Annotated in this window: 16 protein-coding genes and 2 pseudogenes; 9 read left to right on the forward strand and 9 right to left on the reverse strand. The window is 66.0% G+C overall.

All coding sequences use genetic code 11. The features are described from left to right. Positions 1 to 25: 25 nt before the first annotated feature. Both ROP_RS02160 and ROP_RS02165 read right to left on the reverse strand, forming a co-directional pair. Positions 26 to 508: a DUF421 domain-containing protein gene (locus ROP_RS02160; protein ID WP_012687712.1), complete on the reverse strand. Its 483-nt coding sequence runs from the start codon at positions 506 to 508 to the stop codon at positions 26 to 28. Then, entirely contained in the window at positions 508 to 1,038 is a 531-nt protein-coding gene (locus ROP_RS02165; protein ID WP_012687713.1) for a hypothetical protein, read from the reverse strand. The genes ROP_RS02160 and ROP_RS02165 overlap by 1 nt, the downstream gene beginning before the upstream one ends. 1,180 nt (positions 1,039 to 2,218) lie before the next feature. On the opposite strand from ROP_RS02165, the gene ROP_RS42465 reads away from it, so the two are divergent. The 3 genes from ROP_RS42465 (at position 2,219) to ROP_RS02185 (ending at position 3,441) form a co-directional block, all read left to right on the forward strand. Further along, positions 2,219 to 2,548, forward strand: a complete 330-nt coding sequence (locus ROP_RS42465) for a hypothetical protein (RefSeq protein WP_012687715.1) — start codon at positions 2,219 to 2,221, stop codon at positions 2,546 to 2,548. Positions 2,549 to 2,728: 180 nt separating this feature from the next. Beyond that, entirely contained in the window at positions 2,729 to 2,998 is a 270-nt protein-coding gene (locus ROP_RS02180; protein ID WP_012687716.1) for a DUF7218 family protein, read from the forward strand. A gap of 77 nt (positions 2,999 to 3,075) precedes the next feature. Continuing rightward, the gene (locus ROP_RS02185) at positions 3,076 to 3,441 is read left to right on the forward strand and encodes a YtxH domain-containing protein (protein WP_012687717.1); all 366 of its coding nucleotides are present in this window, start codon (positions 3,076 to 3,078) and stop codon (positions 3,439 to 3,441) included. 36 nt (positions 3,442 to 3,477) lie between these two features. On the opposite strand, the pseudogene ROP_RS02190 reads toward ROP_RS02185, so the two are convergent. The 3 genes and pseudogenes from ROP_RS02190 to ROP_RS02200 all read right to left on the reverse strand — a co-directional run. Further along, positions 3,478 to 3,879, reverse strand: a pseudogene (locus tag ROP_RS02190) (hypothetical protein); the annotation flags it as partial. A 107-nt stretch (positions 3,880 to 3,986) separates the two neighbouring features. Continuing rightward, positions 3,987 to 5,279: a wax ester/triacylglycerol synthase domain-containing protein gene (locus tag ROP_RS02195; protein WP_012687719.1), complete on the reverse strand. Its 1,293-nt coding sequence runs from the start codon at positions 5,277 to 5,279 to the stop codon at positions 3,987 to 3,989. A gap of 96 nt (positions 5,280 to 5,375) precedes the next feature. Next, entirely contained in the window at positions 5,376 to 5,990 is a 615-nt protein-coding gene (locus tag ROP_RS02200; RefSeq protein ID WP_012687720.1) for a TetR/AcrR family transcriptional regulator, read from the reverse strand. A gap of 246 nt (positions 5,991 to 6,236) precedes the next feature. Here ROP_RS02200 and ROP_RS02205 point away from each other — a divergent pair, with 246 nt between their 5' ends. From ROP_RS02205 to ROP_RS43465, 3 genes are all read left to right on the forward strand, one after another. Continuing rightward, positions 6,237 to 7,187 (forward strand): metal-dependent hydrolase, encoded by a 951-nt coding sequence (locus tag ROP_RS02205; RefSeq protein WP_012687721.1) that lies wholly within the window; start codon positions 6,237 to 6,239, stop codon positions 7,185 to 7,187. Beyond that, positions 7,187 to 8,344 carry a hypothetical protein gene (locus ROP_RS02210; RefSeq protein WP_012687722.1) on the forward strand — a complete coding sequence of 386 codons (1,158 nt, stop codon included), beginning with the start codon at positions 7,187 to 7,189 and terminating at the stop codon, positions 8,342 to 8,344. The genes ROP_RS02205 and ROP_RS02210 overlap by 1 nt, the downstream gene beginning before the upstream one ends. 434 nt (positions 8,345 to 8,778) lie before the next feature. After that, the gene (locus ROP_RS43465) at positions 8,779 to 8,937 is read left to right on the forward strand and encodes a hypothetical protein (RefSeq protein ID WP_167315950.1); all 159 of its coding nucleotides are present in this window, start codon (positions 8,779 to 8,781) and stop codon (positions 8,935 to 8,937) included. A 16-nt stretch (positions 8,938 to 8,953) separates the two neighbouring features. Here ROP_RS43465 and ROP_RS02215 read toward each other — a convergent pair whose 3' ends face one another. Both ROP_RS02215 and ROP_RS43950 read right to left on the reverse strand, forming a co-directional pair. Further along, positions 8,954 to 12,904: a non-ribosomal peptide synthetase gene (locus ROP_RS02215; RefSeq protein ID WP_012687723.1), complete on the reverse strand. Its 3,951-nt coding sequence runs from the start codon at positions 12,902 to 12,904 to the stop codon at positions 8,954 to 8,956. 346 nt (positions 12,905 to 13,250) lie between these two features. Further along, positions 13,251 to 13,397: pseudogene (locus tag ROP_RS43950) on the reverse strand (ABC transporter permease); the annotation flags it as partial. 135 nt (positions 13,398 to 13,532) lie between these two features. Here ROP_RS43950 and ROP_RS02220 point away from each other — a divergent pair. Continuing rightward, positions 13,533 to 13,808, forward strand: a complete 276-nt coding sequence (locus ROP_RS02220; protein ID WP_043824089.1) for a WhiB family transcriptional regulator — start codon at positions 13,533 to 13,535, stop codon at positions 13,806 to 13,808. 309 nt (positions 13,809 to 14,117) lie between these two features. On the opposite strand, the gene rpmF is transcribed toward ROP_RS02220, so the two are convergent. Together rpmF and ykgO are read right to left on the reverse strand one after the other, a co-directional pair. Further along, complete coding sequence (rpmF, locus tag ROP_RS02225) at positions 14,118 to 14,291, reverse strand: 50S ribosomal protein L32 (RefSeq protein WP_012687726.1); 174 nt, start codon at positions 14,289 to 14,291, stop codon at positions 14,118 to 14,120. A gap of 129 nt (positions 14,292 to 14,420) precedes the next feature. Continuing rightward, a complete protein-coding gene (ykgO, locus tag ROP_RS40935) occupies positions 14,421 to 14,543 on the reverse strand; it encodes a type B 50S ribosomal protein L36 (RefSeq protein WP_012687727.1) in 123 nt (40 codons plus the stop codon). Between the two features lie 994 nt (positions 14,544 to 15,537). Here ykgO and ROP_RS02230 point away from each other — a divergent pair. Beyond that, the gene (locus ROP_RS02230) at positions 15,538 to 15,915 is read left to right on the forward strand and encodes an ANTAR domain-containing protein (protein WP_012687729.1); all 378 of its coding nucleotides are present in this window, start codon (positions 15,538 to 15,540) and stop codon (positions 15,913 to 15,915) included. A gap of 105 nt (positions 15,916 to 16,020) precedes the next feature. Next, entirely contained in the window at positions 16,021 to 16,779 is a 759-nt protein-coding gene (locus ROP_RS02235; RefSeq protein WP_012687730.1) for an SDR family oxidoreductase, read from the forward strand. Positions 16,780 to 17,040: the final 261 nt, after the last annotated feature.

Genomic DNA, 17,040 nt, shown 5'->3' on the forward strand with positions numbered 1-17,040 from the left:
CCGAGCGAGCACTGCCCGCGTCATCTCACGCGATGCCCGGCTGTTCCGGCGCCCCAGCGTCCGTGTGGCCGGTGCGGGTGAAGAACGACACGCGACCGTTGGTTTCGAGCACAGCAAGCTCGATCTCGTCGAATCGACGGATACCCTTCTGCCGTGCGTCGGCCATCAAGTCGTCGAGCGACATTCGTTCGGTGCGGAGACGGTCCAGGTCGGGGATGCCGTCACGCACGATGATGACCGGCACACCGTGCGTCACTCCGCGCACGCGCGGAAACCGGGCATTGGCCCAGGCGAGTGCCAGGGTGAGCAGGGCGAAAACTCCGACCGCGAGGACCGCGGAGGTGACCGAGTAGTCCTGCTGAGTCACACCCTGCTGCACGAGGTCACCCATGACGACATACAGAACCAGTTGAAACGTACTCAGTTCACCGACGGTCGACCGTCCGACGACGCGAGTGATCACCCACAGGAACAGGAACAGGACCGCCGCCCGGACCACGATCTCCATCAGGGCACCAGCCAGGTGGTGAACTCCAGGGTGGCCACATCGACTCCCTTCTCGGACACCGACACCGATCCCGAATGGCCGAGCTGACTCGACGGCTGAATGTAGGCGTCGAAACCCAGGGTGAGGGTGTCCCCGGGCGGTGGATCGACGGTCATGTAGGTACGCAAGGCATCGCTGGTCTCTGCGGACGGCTCCGGTGTCCAGCCCTGGGTCTCGAACATGTCGAAGTAGTCGGAATCGACGACGATCACCACCGGCTCCGAGAAGCCGCCCGGTTTCCGGACCGTCAGGTCCCACGGCACGTCCAGTCCCGCGCGCGCCACCCTCGGGTACGTGAGAGTCAGCGCATATCCGCCTCCCTCAGCGTAGGCGGTGCCGCTCCGGACACCGAGGAGACCGACCGCGCCGAACGCAACGATCAGGGCGAGCAGCGCGACAGCCGCTCGTCGGAGCCAAGCGACGGCCGGCGTCCGTGCGTATTCGCGCACGTCGTCGAACACTGAAGCCGGAATGCGGTCGGAGGGACGCATGGTCCCAAACTCCCACGAACACGCAACACAAGCAGCCGGATCGGCATCTTCCCGACATCAATTCGGTAACTGGAGGTCACCTACCATCTGAGTGGCCGCACCCCCATTACCGGACAACAGTCTGAACATTACTGGTGCTCAGGATTTTTCGAGGCGGCCCTCCGACCTGAACAAGGGGGAATTCAGGCCGGAAGACCTGGCTGGCGCGCCGCCATCGCATGCTGCGCGCGCAGCGTTCACACGGAGTACCCGCGACGGTCCGGTTCATGCCCCCGCGATCACCCTGATTCGCTCAGCAGAATATGCGACGGTTAACCCATAAGAGCCGGCGGACGGTGGCCCGAAATGGGCGACATTGCGTGTCACCGGCGGGGGGCGAGTCGTCACCTGGCAATCCGGTAAGCAGCGGGGCCGTCGCCACACCGCTGCCCGTGATAACCAGGATGTGGCTGTGCGGCTGACAGCGGGTGTAGGGCCGCGCCTGCCGCGGGGTGGCCGCTGCCGTCGAGGCGCAACCAGACGGTTACGAAATCGGCGCGACCAGCAATCGGCTCGGACGAGGAATGCCTCCTTGGCGAAGGCGTCGAACCGGCGGCCCTTATCCAACCGATTCCCCAAGCCGCGATCAGTAATTCCGGGACGGCGGTAGATCGCGTTGCACCAACCGCAATTTGGCCGCTGCGATTACGCCAGGGAAGAAGTAGTGGCCCTCGGGTGACTCGATGAGATCGTCATCGTTGATGCCGTGGACCTCCCATACGTCCACCGCTCCGCCCGTATTGTTCATCCTCACGAACCAATCGCGTTCCCACTCGTCGGCAGCGAGGAAGCAGCCCTTCTGCTCGGGGCCACTGCTCCCTGCGATCCCGCGAGCAGCACCCATCCGACTGAAGTCCAACCCGTATCGGAAAATGGATGCGCGGTTCAACACCGAGGTGACGTGGTAGCGGGGTGGCATTCCCAAAAGGTAACTAGGAACATGCGCGTTTCGCCACACATTTTCTCCCGAGCCGTGGACGCTCGGGTCTCAGGGCGCGGTCTGGAGGGTTCATGAGCATCCGAATATCGTCGAACACACCGGAGGACGAACCGGGTAACACGTTGTTGCCGGTTCGCGACAGAATCGACGAAGACCTACGACCCCCCAGCGGTGACGCTTGCGAGCGAAGCAGTCCCCTCGATGCACCGCAGCACGGCCGGAGGACGATTCGGTCCGGTCCGGCTCATCGAGCGCGATTCCGATTTCGCCGTCGTATTCGCCGCAGATACGACCCGTTGGGTGGTTCTTGTTCAGGCAGGCGGCGATTCACCGAAGGCGTCCGTCATCCTCGGGGTACCCAATCCCGGCGTCGGATTCGGTCGCTCGCTTCGGGCGTCGTACTTGCAGCGGTTGACCGTCCACCGATCCGGCGATCCGTCCGTCGCGAGGAAACCACCAGAGTTCGGATGGATGGCGCTGGCCGGAATCGCTGCCGAAGGCGTGTCCCAGTTCGAAGTGAGGTCGTCGTGAGACCCGAACGGCAGATCGCCAAACCATGACGACCACCCCGCCACTCGGCGCCCTCGTTTGATTCGGCCGGCCGTCGGGTAGGCGGAGGGAACGAACCGCTTCGCCGTGGGTGAAGGCACTTGCTCGCCGAGGCCGCGGCCGGACACCGCAGCACCGGTCGATCGATGGGAGGAACGCCCGATGGCAACCAAGGATTCACAGCCCCAACTCAAAGACCAGGAGATGTACGAGGAACTACGCGAAATGGGCGATTCCAAGGAGAAGGCGGCGCGCATCTCCAACGCGGCCGCCGCGCGTGGCCGCAAGAATGTCGGAAAGTCGGGCGGAAAGTCGCAGTCCTACGACGACTGGACGGTCGACGAGCTCGAGAAGCGAGCCAAAGAACTGGGATTGAAGGGTTACTCGAAACTGAACAAGAAAGAACTCATCGACGAGCTCCGCAATCACTGAGGCGGCGCGCCGTCAATCACTGCCGGCAAGTGGTTGATGCAGCGTGTCCGCGTGCCACACAACCGTCAGGAGATGTCATGCAGAAAGTGTTGACCTTCGCAGCGGGCGCCGCCGTGGGCTTCGTCCTTGGCACCCGATCCGGCAGGCAGACCTACGAGAAGATGAGGCATCAGTCCCTCGAACTATGGCACAACCCCACCGTGCAGGAGAAGGTGAGCGAGGCGACGGACACCGTGAAGGACAAGGCGCCACAGGTGCAGCACAAGGTCGGTGAACTGGCGAAGAAGGCAACCCACCGCCATACCGACACGCACTCGACGACGGCCCCCACCAACGGAGCGTCGCTGGGTGATGCTCCGACCCCGCCTCCGGCGGCCCCGACTCCCACGGACGCGGAAACCACGACCGGTGTTCCGCCGACGCGCGGCGAATCTGCCGGGTGAGCTGCGTCGTCGCGGTAGTCAGGACGGGGGCGCCAATCAGGCGGGCGGGGTAGGTTCGAGGCCGAACGCGCCGAGGACGTCGCTGGTGTGTTGTTCGGCGGTGCCGTAGGTGTTGGCGGCGACCGAAAAATCGGGTCCGAAAGATGCGGAGGCAACGACGCTGGAGCCGTCGTCGGACCATCCCCATTTGGTTCCGGTGACGGAGGGCAGTGCGCCGGTGCCCCCGTTCTGGCGGGTGCCGTCGACGGCGACGGGGGCGGCGGTGGCCATCCATCCGAGAATGGGGCTGCTCGGGTCGGTGGTCTTCGCTTCGAGGAAGGTGACCGTGTCGGCCGTGCTGGTCACCGAGTTGCCCCAGAAGTCCGCGCCGCGGGTGCCGGTGAGCCGGTACTCGGCGGCGACGGCGTCGATGGATTGCGGATATTTCGCATACGCCGAATCGGATCCTGCTCCGCATCGCCTGGCACACAGGGGCGCGGACGGGAGGACACCGGGGTGATGCGGAACTGGATGCCATGGTGTCCGTGTACCCATCCCGGCTCCCTTCAAGGCGTCGATGTGGCGTCCCGCAATTCGGTGTACGAATCTTCCATCGCCATCGCCAGCCGGGCAACATCAGGCAGTGCCTCGGGGTCGGTGCAGAGCCCGATACCGACGATCCCGGCGCACGAAATCGCCGAGATCCGCAGCGCGTGGTGAACGGCAGGCTCCGAGGAGGAGAAAAGCCGCTCCACCCGACGTCCGGACACGCTCACCGGCAGGGGCGGGCCGGGGACGTTCGAGATCGCAAGGCTGAACTCGCGCGCGCTCCCGGCGAGCCGTTGTGCAGCCGCCCCGACGCCCTTCACGCGTCCGAGGGCGTGGAAGAGATCGAAGAGCTCGTCTGCGTCGTCGAGGTGCTTGCGCTTGCTGGTCTCGGCGCTGATCCGGTCGAGTCGGATGAGCGGATCGGCCTCGGCGAGCGGCAGATCGATGTTCAGGAAGGAATCGCGATTTCCGACTCTCGCTTCCTCATTCCGGTGGTGAAGGCTGACCGGAACCTGAGCGCGAAGACGCGGCAGCGCGGCGTCGCCGGTCGAGAGCCAGCTGCGCAGGCCACCGGCGACGATCCCCAGCAGTACGTCGTTGACGGTTGCGCGGGTGGGGCGCGAGGCGCCTATTGCCTTCAGTTCCGAGAGCGGGGCGACGGTGAACGCGAGCTCGCGGGCGGCACTGATCGGACGGTCGAAGGGCGAGCGTGAGCCGCGGTGTCCGAGCTCACGACGCATGGCCGCCGGCATCCGCAGCACCTCGTCGATCCTCGAATGCTTTGTCGATTCGGCGCGAACACCGGGACGCGACTCGCGCGGTGCCGGGTCGGCGTGCCGATCCCAGAGCACGTCGTCCAGGAACCGCACCGCGCCGATTCCGTCGGCCATCGCGTGATGGATGCGGACCGCGATCGCCTCGCGTCCGTCGCCGAGTGGGCCGATCAGGTCGAACGTCCACAGTGGACGCTCGTGGTCGAGATGCTCGGACATCAGCGTGCTGACGGCTCGCCACAGATCGGCCCGCGACGTGCAGCCGGCTTCTTCCCGGCGCCGGACGTGGTCGCAGATGTCGAAGGCGGTCGCCGCGGTCCAGCGCGGCTGTGCACCCGAGGTGTCGATTCGCTCCGTCGCGCGGGGCTGGCTCGAAAGGCGCTCCGCCACCGCGGTTCGCAGGGCCTCGATGTCGAGCGGGCCGGGTGCCGGCGCGAGAACCACCAGCTTCAGCGTGTGGCCGGATATCACCGCCGATTCGAGCCCCAGGATATGCGCATCGTCGGCGGAAAGCCGATCACGATCCTTGCGGGTCACCTCGGCAAGTCTATTCGGGTCTGCGCCTCGTCGAACCAGGAACGCGGACCCGATTGTCGCTCGCCTGCACACTCGCCCGGGACGACGCAGCGAGCGTCACCCAGCGGACGCCGGACTCCCCGTGACGGCGACCGCGGATCCCACCCATCGGCGCAGATACGCACGCAGTTCGTCCTGGCCGCGCGGGGGGTTTCCCGGCGAGATGAAGAATGACTGCATCGTCCGCAGCTGATACTCGACGAGCTCGCGCAAGGTGTGCTCCCCGTAGCCGTGCCGCTCCCAGTCGACGTCGAAGCGCCTGATCATCGTCATTCCGAAGGCGAGGGCTTCCTCGGACGTGATGCCCTCGGTATGTGAATGGGAGCCGGACAGCATGATGCCGAGCTGCGGAACGCGGGGCGCTTCGTTGAGCGTGTAGATCACGGCCTCGACCACAGCCTCTGCGGGATCCTCGATGCCGGCGACGTGCTGTGTCAGCCGGTCGAGAAATCCGTCGACGGCGGCGATGGCTGCGGCTCGTAAGAGAGAGTCGGTGCTGGGAAAGTACCGGTACACCGTCTGACGAATGACGCCGAGGGATTCCGCAACGTCGGCGATGCTGATCGCCGTGCCTTTCCGGCTGATGAGGTCGACGGCGGCGATGACGATTCGCCGGGACGCTTCCTCGTCAGTTCCGGGTGGGCTGCCACCCCACCCACGCCTGCCTGCCATTTCCCGTTGCCTGCCTCTCGCAATGCGTCGTCGGCCCGAACGTACTGCACGGGAGGGCGGCGCACTGCCCGACCCGGACTCAGAGGTTACCGCTACCGCGTCCCGCTTCCGGGCCACGGTCGTCCTCCCCGAATCCATCGAAAGTAATCATACAAACGTGGCCTCTTGTGTATGTTGTTGAAACCTTGGGTCTCCACCTGCCCATTGACTCGGCCCACTCATGCCACACGAGACAAGGAAGCGCGCATGTCCGACCTGCATCCCAGAAAGATGGATTTCGCGTTCGACGAGCAGGACGTCCCGTTCCTCTGGAACCCCGACAACCCCGCCTGGTCGAGCATGTCCAACGCGATCTCGTTCCTGGCCATCGGTTTCGAGAAGATGATCGTCAAGGCGATCATGCAGGCCAAACCACTGATGACCGATCCCGAGGTCGCGGAGGAGGCCGTGGCGTTCATGCGTCAGGAGGGCCACCACTCGACCGCGCACCGCCAGCACGTCAAGGCCCTGATCAGGCGTTATCCGGGACTTCAGAATACCCTCGACGCGGTGATCGGCGAGTACGACCTCCTCACGGAGGCGACAAGTCTGAACTACCGACTCGCCTACACCGCCGACCTGGAGGCGACGTTCACGCCGGTGTTCAAGCTGATGCTCGACAACGACGCGACCCTCTTCCGGCCGGGCGACGACCGGGTTGCATCCCTGTTCATCTGGCACTTCGTCGAGGAGGTCGAACATCGAAGTTCAGCGCTGGTGATCTTCGATTCCCTTGTCGGAGAGGAGCTGTACCGGATGAGGATGGCGCCGTCGATCTTCACGCACGTGATGAAGGTGGTCCGGATCGCGTGCGCCGGGTTCAACCAGCACGTCCCACTCAGGGAGCGGAAGGTCGATGCGATGTCGATGTTCGCGACGCACCGCACCAAGCAGAAGCTGCTCACCGCATTCGCGCCATACCTGAGCAAAGGGATCATGCCCCGCGCGTTCGACCACCTCCCCCGCGGCGAACAACTCACCGCCCTCGCCGGCGTCGTCCGTAGTCAGATGCCGAAGCACAACCCGACGCACGAGAAGCTGCCCGCGCTCGCCGACGAGTGGTTCACGCGATACGACGCAGGCTTCGACTGCACCCGCTGGTACACCGCCGAGTCGAGTGAGCAACGGACCGAGCCCGCCCCGGCGGTGGTCAACTGATGGCCGATCTCTGCTCACCCACCTTCGATCAGCTGTCGACGGCGCTCGGCTTCTCGTGCGCCGAGGCCGGTGGACTCGTCGAGGTTCGCAGTCCGCTTGCCCTGGAAAACTGGACCCTTCCGGTTCTGGAGCTCACGATCGTGCTCGGGTCGGTGCTCGCCCTCGTGTTCGCGGTCCTGCGCTGGCGCCGCAACGGCGATCCGACCACCCTGGCGCTCTGGTTCGGCGCCACCGCGTATCTGTTCGTCATCGAACCGCCGCTGTACTTTCCGGCGGCGTTCGGGATCGAGGAACACGTGGACACCATGTTCGCGCACAACGTGTTCACAGTCGACTTTCTGTGGGGCCGGCTGCCCCTGTACATCATCGCGATCTACCCACTGATGGCCACGCTGGCCTTCGAACTCGTCCGGATGCTCGGCGTATTCCGAAAGTACGGCGTGCTCGTCGGCGCGGTCTGCGTGGGCTTCGTGCACCACGCGTTCTACGAGATCTTCGACCAACTCGGGCCGCAGCTGAGGTGGTGGGAATGGTCGACCACCAACCCCGTCAACCAGCCCATGTTCGATGCGGTCCCGCTACCGAGCGTCGTGGTGTTCGCGGCACTGTGGCCGATGTCGCTGGCGATGTGCGTCCAATTCTTTGTGGGCCGCCACGCCGACCGGGGCCGGAAGTTCACCGGGCTCGAACTGGCCTGGCGGACAATCGTAATCGGCCTCCTGGCGTCGGCAGGCACGTTCATCCTCCCCCTCCCCGCCACGGTCCTCGGGATGGAGAGCACCACGGTCCGGGGAGTCTTCTACGCGGCGGAACTGGCCGTCGTCGCGCTCGTCGCGATCCCGGTCCTGGTGCGGCAGTGGTCGCGGCTGCGCGGGGGGACGTCGGACGTTCCGTCCTACTCGAACGACTTCGTCCGTGCCTACAGCGTGGTGTACCTCGGCGTGATGGGCATGCTGTGGCTGACCGCGTTACCAGACTACTTCGCTGCCGTCGACGGTGTCACGAGCAACGGCGATCCCATCGGAAACATCTGGTACACGATCGTCTGCTTCGCGATCGCAGTTCTGTGCGTCGCCGCCACCTTCACGGTGCCGCGGAATTCCGTGAACGGACACGGCGCGGTCTCCGGAGAAAGGACGCCAGACGCTGTCCGATAGCTGCCGCGCATTGTCATGATCGACGATCGCATCCTGCCAGTCCCGGTCGGTGGCCGGACCGCCGTGCGCGGTCGGAGGGGTCACGCCGAGCCGCGTGCCGATCTGCTCCCAGGACAGGCCGCCGACGAGCGCATCGATCACCGACCGGGCGAGGAGTTCTTCGTCCTCTTCGCCCGCTGGACGCATCGGGGATTGCACCAACCGGAGCTGTCGACGGTTCGGGGCCGTCTCCTCATCCATTCGGGCGACTGTACCGGGGCCGGACTTGCCGTCCATGCGTCGGACGGCACGGCCGCAACAGCCCGATTGCACGGCCCCGGGCCGAGTGGCACGCGACGGGGTATGTGGTGTACAACATAGTCGGCCACGATGTGAACCAGATCACAGCCGTGACCGCGAGGCACACATATCGGCAACCGACGAAAGCAGGACGCATGGCGACAGTCTCGATCACCCCGGCAACTCCCACCGTGTCGCGGACGCCCCGCCACGGCGGCTCCATGAGCACCGCGGAGATCAAGTCGAGGATCGAGGCCATGTTCGCCGATGACCGCACGCCCGCCCGTCGCGCAGGTTCCGCAGTTTCCTCGTAGCTGTAGCGGCGCCCGGCTACGACGACACGACGCGCATCGGCTTGTCGGCGAGCAGGACGTGGTGTGCGAGGACGGGGCCGATGCCGGCAAGGGCTTCCGGACTCGTCATCTGCTGGTGTGCAGCGGGAACGTGGTGCACGAGGATCTCGCCGGTGATGTGCTGCCGCCACGCGGAGACACCGGTGGGAGCGTCGACGGAATCTGCCGCTCCGAAGTACAGCAGATCGACGCCGCTCGGTGTCGACGGTCGGTGTGCGAGCGCGAGGTCGACCGTCTGCGTGAACACCCGGTGCACAGCGTCGAGGTCGTCCGCGGTCACGGCCGCGAACGGCCCGCCGGTGCGGCGCAGCACCTCCACGGCACGCTCGGTGGTCGTCGCATCGTCGCCGTCACGCGGGACGACCGCGCCGAACTCCGCGAGAAGTGCTGCCATGGTGGGCTTCTCGGCTGTGCGATCGAGACCTCCCGCCAGATGGGTGTCGAGCATCGTGAGGGTGGCCACCTCGTCGCCGGCGCCCGTGAGCTGCACCGCCATCTCATGGGCGATCTGACCGCCGACCGAATAGCCCACCAGGTGGTACGGGCCGTGGGGCTGCACCGAACGGATCCGGTCGACATACCGGCCCGCGAGTTCCTGCAGGGAGTCGATCCGCAGGTCCGGGTCGGTCAGCGCCGGGGACTGCAGCCCGTAGACCGGACGGTCGCCGAGATACTGCACCAGTCCGGTGAAGCACCAGGCCAACCCGATCGCGGGATGGATGCAGAACACCGGGCTGCCCGTTCCGGTGGTGCGCAGCGGCAGCAGCACGTCCAGTGACCGGTCCGCGGTGTCCCCCGCCCTGGCATCTTCTGGCGCCGTCGCGATCATGTGTGCCAGGGCTTCCGGTGTCGGATGGGTGAAGATCCACTGCACCGGCACGGCCCGCGCGGCGTCCTCGGCGATACGGGCGATCACGCTCGTCGCGGTGAGTGACGTGCCACCGAGGGCGAAGTAGTTGTCGTCGAGTCCGACCCGATCCAGTCCGAGCCCTCCGGCGAACGCGGCGGCCACCATCTCCTCGGTCGCGTTGCGCGGCGCCCGGTACTCCGCGCGCCCCGCGGTGAAGTCCGGTTCCGGCAGGGCCGCGCGGTCGAGTTTCCCGTTCGCAGTCACCGGCACGGCGTCGAGCACCGTCACGGTCGCGGGCACCATGTGCGGGGCGAGGCGCGTGCGGGCGTGTGCCAGAACCGCGGACGTGTCGAGGTCCGAGCCCGCGACGGGAACGACGTATCCGGCCAACCGGTCGCCGCTGGTGTGGACGACTGCGTGGTCGATGCCGGGGTATCCGAGGAGGGCTGATTCGATTTCGCCGAGTTCGACGCGGAAACCACGGATCTTGACCTGAAAATCCGCACGCCCCACATACTCGAGCACCAACCCACCACCCGCACCCTCCCGCCACCGCACCACATCCCCCGTCCGATACATCCGCTGCCCCGGCACACCGAACGGATCCGCAACAAACCGCGCCGACGTCAACCCGACCCGATTCCGATACCCCCGCGCCAACCCCGGACCCGACAAATACAACTCCCCCACCGCCCCCACCGGCACCGGCCGCAACCGCGCATCCAACACCAACTCGCCGAACCCGCGAACCGGACCACCAATCGTCACCGACTCCCCCACCACCAACCCATCACTGGCATTCGACATGATCGTCGACTCCGTCGGCCCATACGCATTGAACATGCTCCGACCCGGCGCCCACCGCGCAACCAACTCCGGCGGACACACCTCACCCGCAACAACCAAGGCCCCCAACGCCTCCAACCCCGACGGATCCAACGACGACAACGCCGTCGGCGTCAACACCGCATGAGTCACACCCTCAGAAACCAGGATCCGCGCCAACTCCTCCCCGCCATACACCGTCGGCGGAACCACCACCAACCGGCCACCCAACCCCACCGCCCACACCAACTCGAACACCGACGCATCGAAACTCGGCGACGCACACTGCAACACCCGCGCACCCACACCACCCCCGAACCCCGCACGCTGCGACGCCACCACATTCGCCAACCCCCGATGAGACACCACCACCCCCTTCGGCAGACCCGTCGACCCCGACGTATAAATCACATACGCCGCCTGACCCACCCGCACCGGCGCACCCCGATCCCCATCCGTCACCGGCCCCGCCGACACCGACGACAACCACTCCACAGTCTCGACATCATCGAGCACCACCCACCGCACCCCACCCGGCAACACCGCCACCGAACCCGACAACGTCACCCCCACAACCACACCCGAATCAGCCACCATGTGCTCGATCCGACCCACCGGATACCCCGGATCCACCGGCACGAACGCCGCCCCCGTCTTCGCCACCGCCCACACCGACAATACCGACTCCACCGACCGCCCCACCGCCACAGCCACCACCGACTCACAACCCACCCCCGACCCGAGCAACACCCGCGCCAACCGATTCGACGCCTCATCCAACTCCCGATACGACAACCCCCGACCCTCACACACCACCGCCACCGCATCCGGATCCACCGCCACCGCCGCCGCCAACAACTCCGGCAACGACACCTCCGACACCGACAACCCACCCACCACCGGCGTCAACCGACCCACATCCGCCACACCGATCGCGGCGAGTGGAGTGTCGGGGTCTGCGGCGAGCACGTCGTCGATCAACCCGACGACTGCGGCGTGATGCGACCGCAGTTCGTCCTCGCGGTAGCGGTACGGGTTGGCCTCGAACTCGACGATCGTCGATGCCGGGGTGCCGCTGCGGTACACGTTGACGGACAGGTCCGGGACGGGGCCGGTGGTGAGGATCCGGAAGTCTCCGGTCAGCGACCCGAACGTGAGGTCCTGATCGAACAGCATCACGTTGACCATCGGTCCCGAGATCCTGCGGGATTCGGCGGACACACCCAGGTCACGCAGGATGTCCTCCACATTGCCGCGCTGGTGCCGCATCGCTCCCATCAGTTCGTGCTGCACCCGGGCCACGAGGTCGCCGACCGTGTCGCCCGATCGGACCTGCACCAGCAGGGGGGCGACGTTGGCGAGCATGCCGCTGGACCGTCGCAGTACTGCGGTGGTGCGGGCAGATAGGGGAATGTCCACGAGGACTTCTTCCTGTCCCGTCCGCCGTGAGAGATGGCAGGCGAAGGCGGCGATCAGAGCGGCGGCCGCCGTCGCGCCCGGCCGGCCGCCGGTGTCCTCGAGCCGAGCGACGGTATCGGGAGACAACGCCGCGCGCACGGTGAGGCTGTGGGCGGCGGGGGGCGCCTCCACATCGGTCAGGGAGGCCCCGTTCGTGCGCCTGTGGAGTCGTTCGGCCCAGTAGTCGCGGTCGGACGTGAACCGGTGGGATGCCCGGTAGTCCTCTTCGAGTCGGTGCAGGGTGTGCAGGTCCGCGGCACGGTTCGGTTCGAGAGCACGGTCTTCGACCGCGGCGGTGTACAGGGCGGCGACGCGGTTGACCAGTGTCATCGCCGCGTATCCGTCGAGGGCGACGTGGTGGATCCGGCTGTACCACAGGTGCCGCTCGTCACCGACGCACAGCAGGGACGACTCGCACAGGTGGTCGTGTTCGAAATCTACTCGCGCCGTGTAGTTGTCGTGCATCCACGTCTCTGCTGCCGCCATCGGGTCGGATGCGCCGCGAAAGTCGACGACGCCCATGGCCGCGTCGGCGGGCGGATCGATCACCTGGTGTGGTTCCCCGTCGACGTCGATCAGCCGCAGGAACACCGACTCGTATTCGTGGCCGGCCACGAGCGCGACCTCCCGGAACAATTCGACGTCCAGCGGCCCACGAATGTCGACGTACTGCGCGATGCAGATCGGCACGTCCGGGGCGAGTTGCTGTGCGAACCACAGCCCGTGTTGTGCCGCAGACAGCGGAAACGGATCCGATCGATGCTCACGGTAGGTCGCTCGTGCGGCGTGTTCCATCAAATCACCAATCAGGGTGTTTGCGCCGCTGGGCTCACGGCGGGACGCTCGGTCCTCTGTACAGGGGCGCCGGACAAGCCGGTGCCACTACAGTCCCTTGGAACGCCGTGCGCGAAAACACACCCTAGGTGTGTTGTGTGGGCACCCTGACACTCCACGAGCGACTCGCTCTTCAACCAGCTCGGCGGTCAGTGCCGATGCCGCGGAGGCGTAAATGCCGTTGAAGTTGGCGGGCGGCAACGATTCGAGCAAGAAGTCGCGTCCCCGTTGAGTTGCGCCTGCCGTGAGGACGCGGATCCCGGCGAGCTGTGAGGTCGGTGACGTTCGCGCCCGCCGCGGCCAGGCACGTCGGGCGCCGTATGCCGGTGAGCGGCCAGGCCATGGGCAGCGGCACCGAGAACAGAATGCGTCGACGGGAGATCCCGGTCCCGCGTGCGGATTCGATGACCGAATCGGGGACCGAGCGCAGGCCGACGATTGCGTTGCCGATGGCACGGGCAGTCCCGAAACAACAGGATTCGAGTCACGCCGATCGGATCTTCGCATCTTCGCGATTCGAATTCTTCTCCGGCGTCAGCCGATCGGCTGTACTACGAGACGATCCGAGACCGAAGGGGGTAGTCGAACGATGTCGACACCGGTGACGACGTTGCAGCGTCACGACACAGAGCTGTGGCAGTGGCGATTGTCTGCGCGGTGCCATGAAGAAGACGTGGAGATCTTCTTCCCGGCCGACGCCGAACGCAGGAACGCGCGCTTCGAGCGGGAAGATCTCGCCAAGGAGTTCTGCCGCGGCTGCGCGGTGGTGGAGGAATGCCTCGCGTATGCCCTCGACACCGGCCAACAGCACGGAGTCTGGGGAGCAACGACGCCGGGTGAACGACTGGCACGTCTGGACCGCTGAGCTTCGGGAGCGCGAAAGCCGAGTTATATTCGCAAAGAATTGATTTGGTGCGCCGCGCCCGGACAACAAGTACGTTCACTGTGCCGCGGTCTTGGGAGAGACTGCGGTGACATGCGGTGTTCGAGAAGAGGGGTAGAACACCGGACGTGGTGGATGGCCCCGTCGACGACGTCTCCTCGAGACGAGTTGACGGGGCCTCCGTCCTTCGATCGCACCTGGAACATTCCGCCCAAGCGTGAGCCCGACGACGATAGCGCGCAGTGTCATTCCGGAGGGCTCACCGCAGCGAGGCCGGGTCCTTGTTCTCGTTCAGAGGTCGCGAGAGTCGATCAGACCCGACTGCACCGCCTTCACCAGTCGCCGCGGAACTCGGTGGGTGATGCCGCCAACGGTCACCGTGACAAGGGCCGGGACGGGCGCTTTCCACTGGGCGCGTCGGGAGCGAGTGTTGGCGCGGGACATACGGCGTTTCGGTACTGCCATGACGAAATCCTTTCCAAGAGTAGAAATCAGGGGCGGCGACCACGGCCAGGCGAGGAGTGTGCCTGCTATTCCGTACTTTTCGAGGGCGAAGGCTCGCCGCGACGCCGATCGGGCTGCGGGGCCGTCGTGTCAGCCCTGGCGAGCTTTGAAGCGCGGGTTCTGCTTATTGATCACGTACACCCGTCCGCGTCGGCGTACGACCTGAGAGCCGGGTTGATTCTTCAAAGACTTGAGCGATGCACGAACTTTCAAGACACCTCCTATTGAAAACGATTGTCGTTATAGTACACCGTCGCATATCGATTGTCACCGAGGCCTGCACTGCGGTCCGCCGGAGGCAGACCAGTCGGTTCCTGCGGCAGTGGCGTCGGCAAAACCCATCTGGCGACCTCCCCGGAAACGTCGTCCCGCGACAGCTTGAGAGTGGTCCATGCAAGCGATTGCCGGGCGCCGCATAGCAGTACCGGGCGTCAGTCCCGCTCGCGATTGCCTGGTCCGCACTGCCAACAGGCGAGTAGCGTGGCCCTGCACCGGATCGGGAGACATTCAACGCGAGAGGCTAATGCCATGCGTCGTGCAACAATTCGTCATTCGATCGTGGCCTGGGCGGCGGCATCCGTGGCGGCCATCGCGATCCCGCTCTGCTCGTCCGCCACCGCGACAGCGAACCTGCCGCCCGACCCGGGAGGGACGACCACAGCGTTCCAGGTCCCGGTCCGGTTCTTCGCAGGATGCCTGTTGTTGACCACGTTGGCCTGTGAGTACCCGCCGCCGCTGTCGACTGTGACTCCGTCGGCAACGACGGGTGCATCCGGCGTGGTGACCTTCGCGGCGGAGCGTTCAGCGACGAACTCGAGCTACTGCGTCGCCGTGTCGGTGAACTGGTGGAACCTGACCACCGGCGTCGCCGGCAGGACCGCGCTCGGATTCGTAAAGCCCGACCACAGTCAGCCCACGGCACCGGAGGATAGGTGCCGATACGCCCCCGCGGCGGTCGTCACCGGCAGCGGGACGGTCGCCGCGGTCGCCGACGTCGGCGAACACCCCCTGTCGACGGTTACAAGATCCTGGTCAACCCGGGGCTCGGCACCTTCCCGGTCCCGTAGCAGCATCGGCCTGACGGGATCGGCCGGCGTTTCCGGATGGCGCGCTACGGCAAATCCGCCACCACTTACCTCGGTGGCACTCGTCATCCATCCGTTTACGAATCCGCGGCCCGGGGAATGTCATATCGAGGTGATGCCAGATGTTGAATTCAGAGATCTCGAACCCCGTGCGGTCCACCCGGAGCTTCCTCGACCGGCGACGAGGGCCGTCGGACCGTGAACTCGTGACCACCGCGAAGGCGGTCCTGATCACCAGACGCGGGTACAGCGATGCCCAGGCCTTCGACGAACTACTCGACGTGGCGCGCCGACACCACCTCTCCGTACAGGGCGCTGCCCGATGCCTGATCGATCTCACCAGCAACACCGGTCACCTCACGAGTCGCAGGCCGGTCACGTTTCCCGAGTGGGAAGGACTCCGGGGGCAGCCTTCCGGGCACCACCGTCGTCCGTCGCAGCGAATGGACAGTTTGCAGGGACGCCACCACCCTCACCTCGCGACACAGATTCGACCGTGACTGCGACGTGTTCTCCCCGACCACGTCGACATCGTCGGTCGGCGTGAGTGCTACACGCGCACGAATCCCGGTGATCGGCGGCCGACGCTACCGATCGGAGAGATCGTGACCAGAGGAACCACACCAGTCTCCATCCAGCGCGAACCGGAACTGGCCGGACAGACCGTCGTCCTCATCGGCGGCAGCGCAGGCATCGGGCTCGAAACAGCGCGGCGCGCCCGGACGGAGGGTGCCGAAGTAATCCTCACCGGGCGCAACCCCGACAAGCTGGAGAGCGCAGCGGCCGATGTAGGCGCGCGGCACACCGCGGCGTTCGACGCCAACGACCCGGCCGCGTTGCGGACGTTCTTCGAGGGCTTGCCGACGCCGATCGACCATGTGCTGGTGACGGCGGGCGGCCCGCGTTACGCTCCCCTGCTCGAGATGGACGCGGATCAGGTGCGCCGAGAACTCAGCGACCACATGGTGCTGGGGCTCGAGGTCGCGCGCAGTGCAGCGAACAAGACGCGGCCCGGGGGCACGCTGCTGTTCATGGGCGGCACCGGCGGCAGACGCATCGGTCACGGTCTGGGAATCGCCTCCGCCGCCACGGCCGCACTACCCCCGTTCACGGCCGCCCTCGCTCTCGAACTCGCACCGGTTCGCGTCAACCTCATCGCCGCAGGCTTCGTCGATACCCCGCTATCCGCATCGTTGCTCGGCGATCGGCTCGACGAACGGCGGAACGAGTTGCGGACGAAGCTACCGATCGGCCGGGTCGTCGGCGCTGCCGACGTCGCAGCACTCGCCGTTCACATCATGTGCAACACGGCCCTCACCGGCGCGACGTACGACATCGACGGCGGCCAGCAGTTCGTCTTCTGACGACCACACAGCGACAGCGAAGTGATCCCGCAGGCTGCATATGCTTATGCATCCTCACAGGTTTTAGTCGGACGCACACACAATTTGCGTGCGCGTCTGACCAATCGGTGCGCAAACACAGCAACCAGCGCCGGCATGAGCGGCGACCGGCAGCCGGCCGCCCAGATCCCCGGGCCGCTCGATGGTCCTGATCAGGGGCTTGACCCAGGACGCCCGAGTAGAAATCGATCGTGCGTTGCATGCCCGAGCGGACGAGCGCAG

Origin of the sequence: Rhodococcus opacus B4 (assembly GCF_000010805.1) — a bacterium.
Lineage (GTDB): Bacteria > Actinomycetota > Actinomycetes > Mycobacteriales > Mycobacteriaceae > Rhodococcus_F > Rhodococcus_F opacus_C.

What these genes read in the sequence shown, in the direction of transcription:
- ROP_RS02160 (WP_012687712.1), bottom strand. Translation starts at nt 508, where the DNA reads ATGGAGATCGTGGTCCGGGCGGCGGTCCTGTTCCTGTTCCTGTGGGTG.
- ROP_RS02165 (WP_012687713.1), bottom strand. Translation starts at nt 1,038, where the DNA reads ATGCGTCCCTCCGACCGCATTCCGGCTTCAGTGTTCGACGACGTGCGC.
- ROP_RS42465 (WP_012687715.1), top strand. Translation starts at nt 2,219, where the DNA reads ATGCACCGCAGCACGGCCGGAGGACGATTCGGTCCGGTCCGGCTCATC.
- ROP_RS02180 (WP_012687716.1), top strand. Translation starts at nt 2,729, where the DNA reads ATGGCAACCAAGGATTCACAGCCCCAACTCAAAGACCAGGAGATGTAC.
- ROP_RS02185 (WP_012687717.1), top strand. Translation starts at nt 3,076, where the DNA reads ATGCAGAAAGTGTTGACCTTCGCAGCGGGCGCCGCCGTGGGCTTCGTC.
- ROP_RS02200 (WP_012687720.1), bottom strand. Translation starts at nt 5,990, where the DNA reads ATGGCAGGCAGGCGTGGGTGGGGTGGCAGCCCACCCGGAACTGACGAG.
- ROP_RS02205 (WP_012687721.1), top strand. Translation starts at nt 6,237, where the DNA reads ATGTCCGACCTGCATCCCAGAAAGATGGATTTCGCGTTCGACGAGCAG.
- ROP_RS02210 (WP_012687722.1), top strand. Translation starts at nt 7,187, where the DNA reads ATGGCCGATCTCTGCTCACCCACCTTCGATCAGCTGTCGACGGCGCTC.
- ROP_RS43465 (WP_167315950.1), top strand. Translation starts at nt 8,779, where the DNA reads ATGGCGACAGTCTCGATCACCCCGGCAACTCCCACCGTGTCGCGGACG.
- ROP_RS02215 (WP_012687723.1), bottom strand. Translation starts at nt 12,904, where the DNA reads ATGGAACACGCCGCACGAGCGACCTACCGTGAGCATCGATCGGATCCG.
- ROP_RS02220 (WP_043824089.1), top strand. Translation starts at nt 13,533, where the DNA reads ATGTCGACACCGGTGACGACGTTGCAGCGTCACGACACAGAGCTGTGG.
- rpmF (WP_012687726.1), bottom strand. Translation starts at nt 14,291, where the DNA reads ATGGCAGTACCGAAACGCCGTATGTCCCGCGCCAACACTCGCTCCCGA.
- ROP_RS02230 (WP_012687729.1), top strand. Translation starts at nt 15,538, where the DNA reads ATGTTGAATTCAGAGATCTCGAACCCCGTGCGGTCCACCCGGAGCTTC.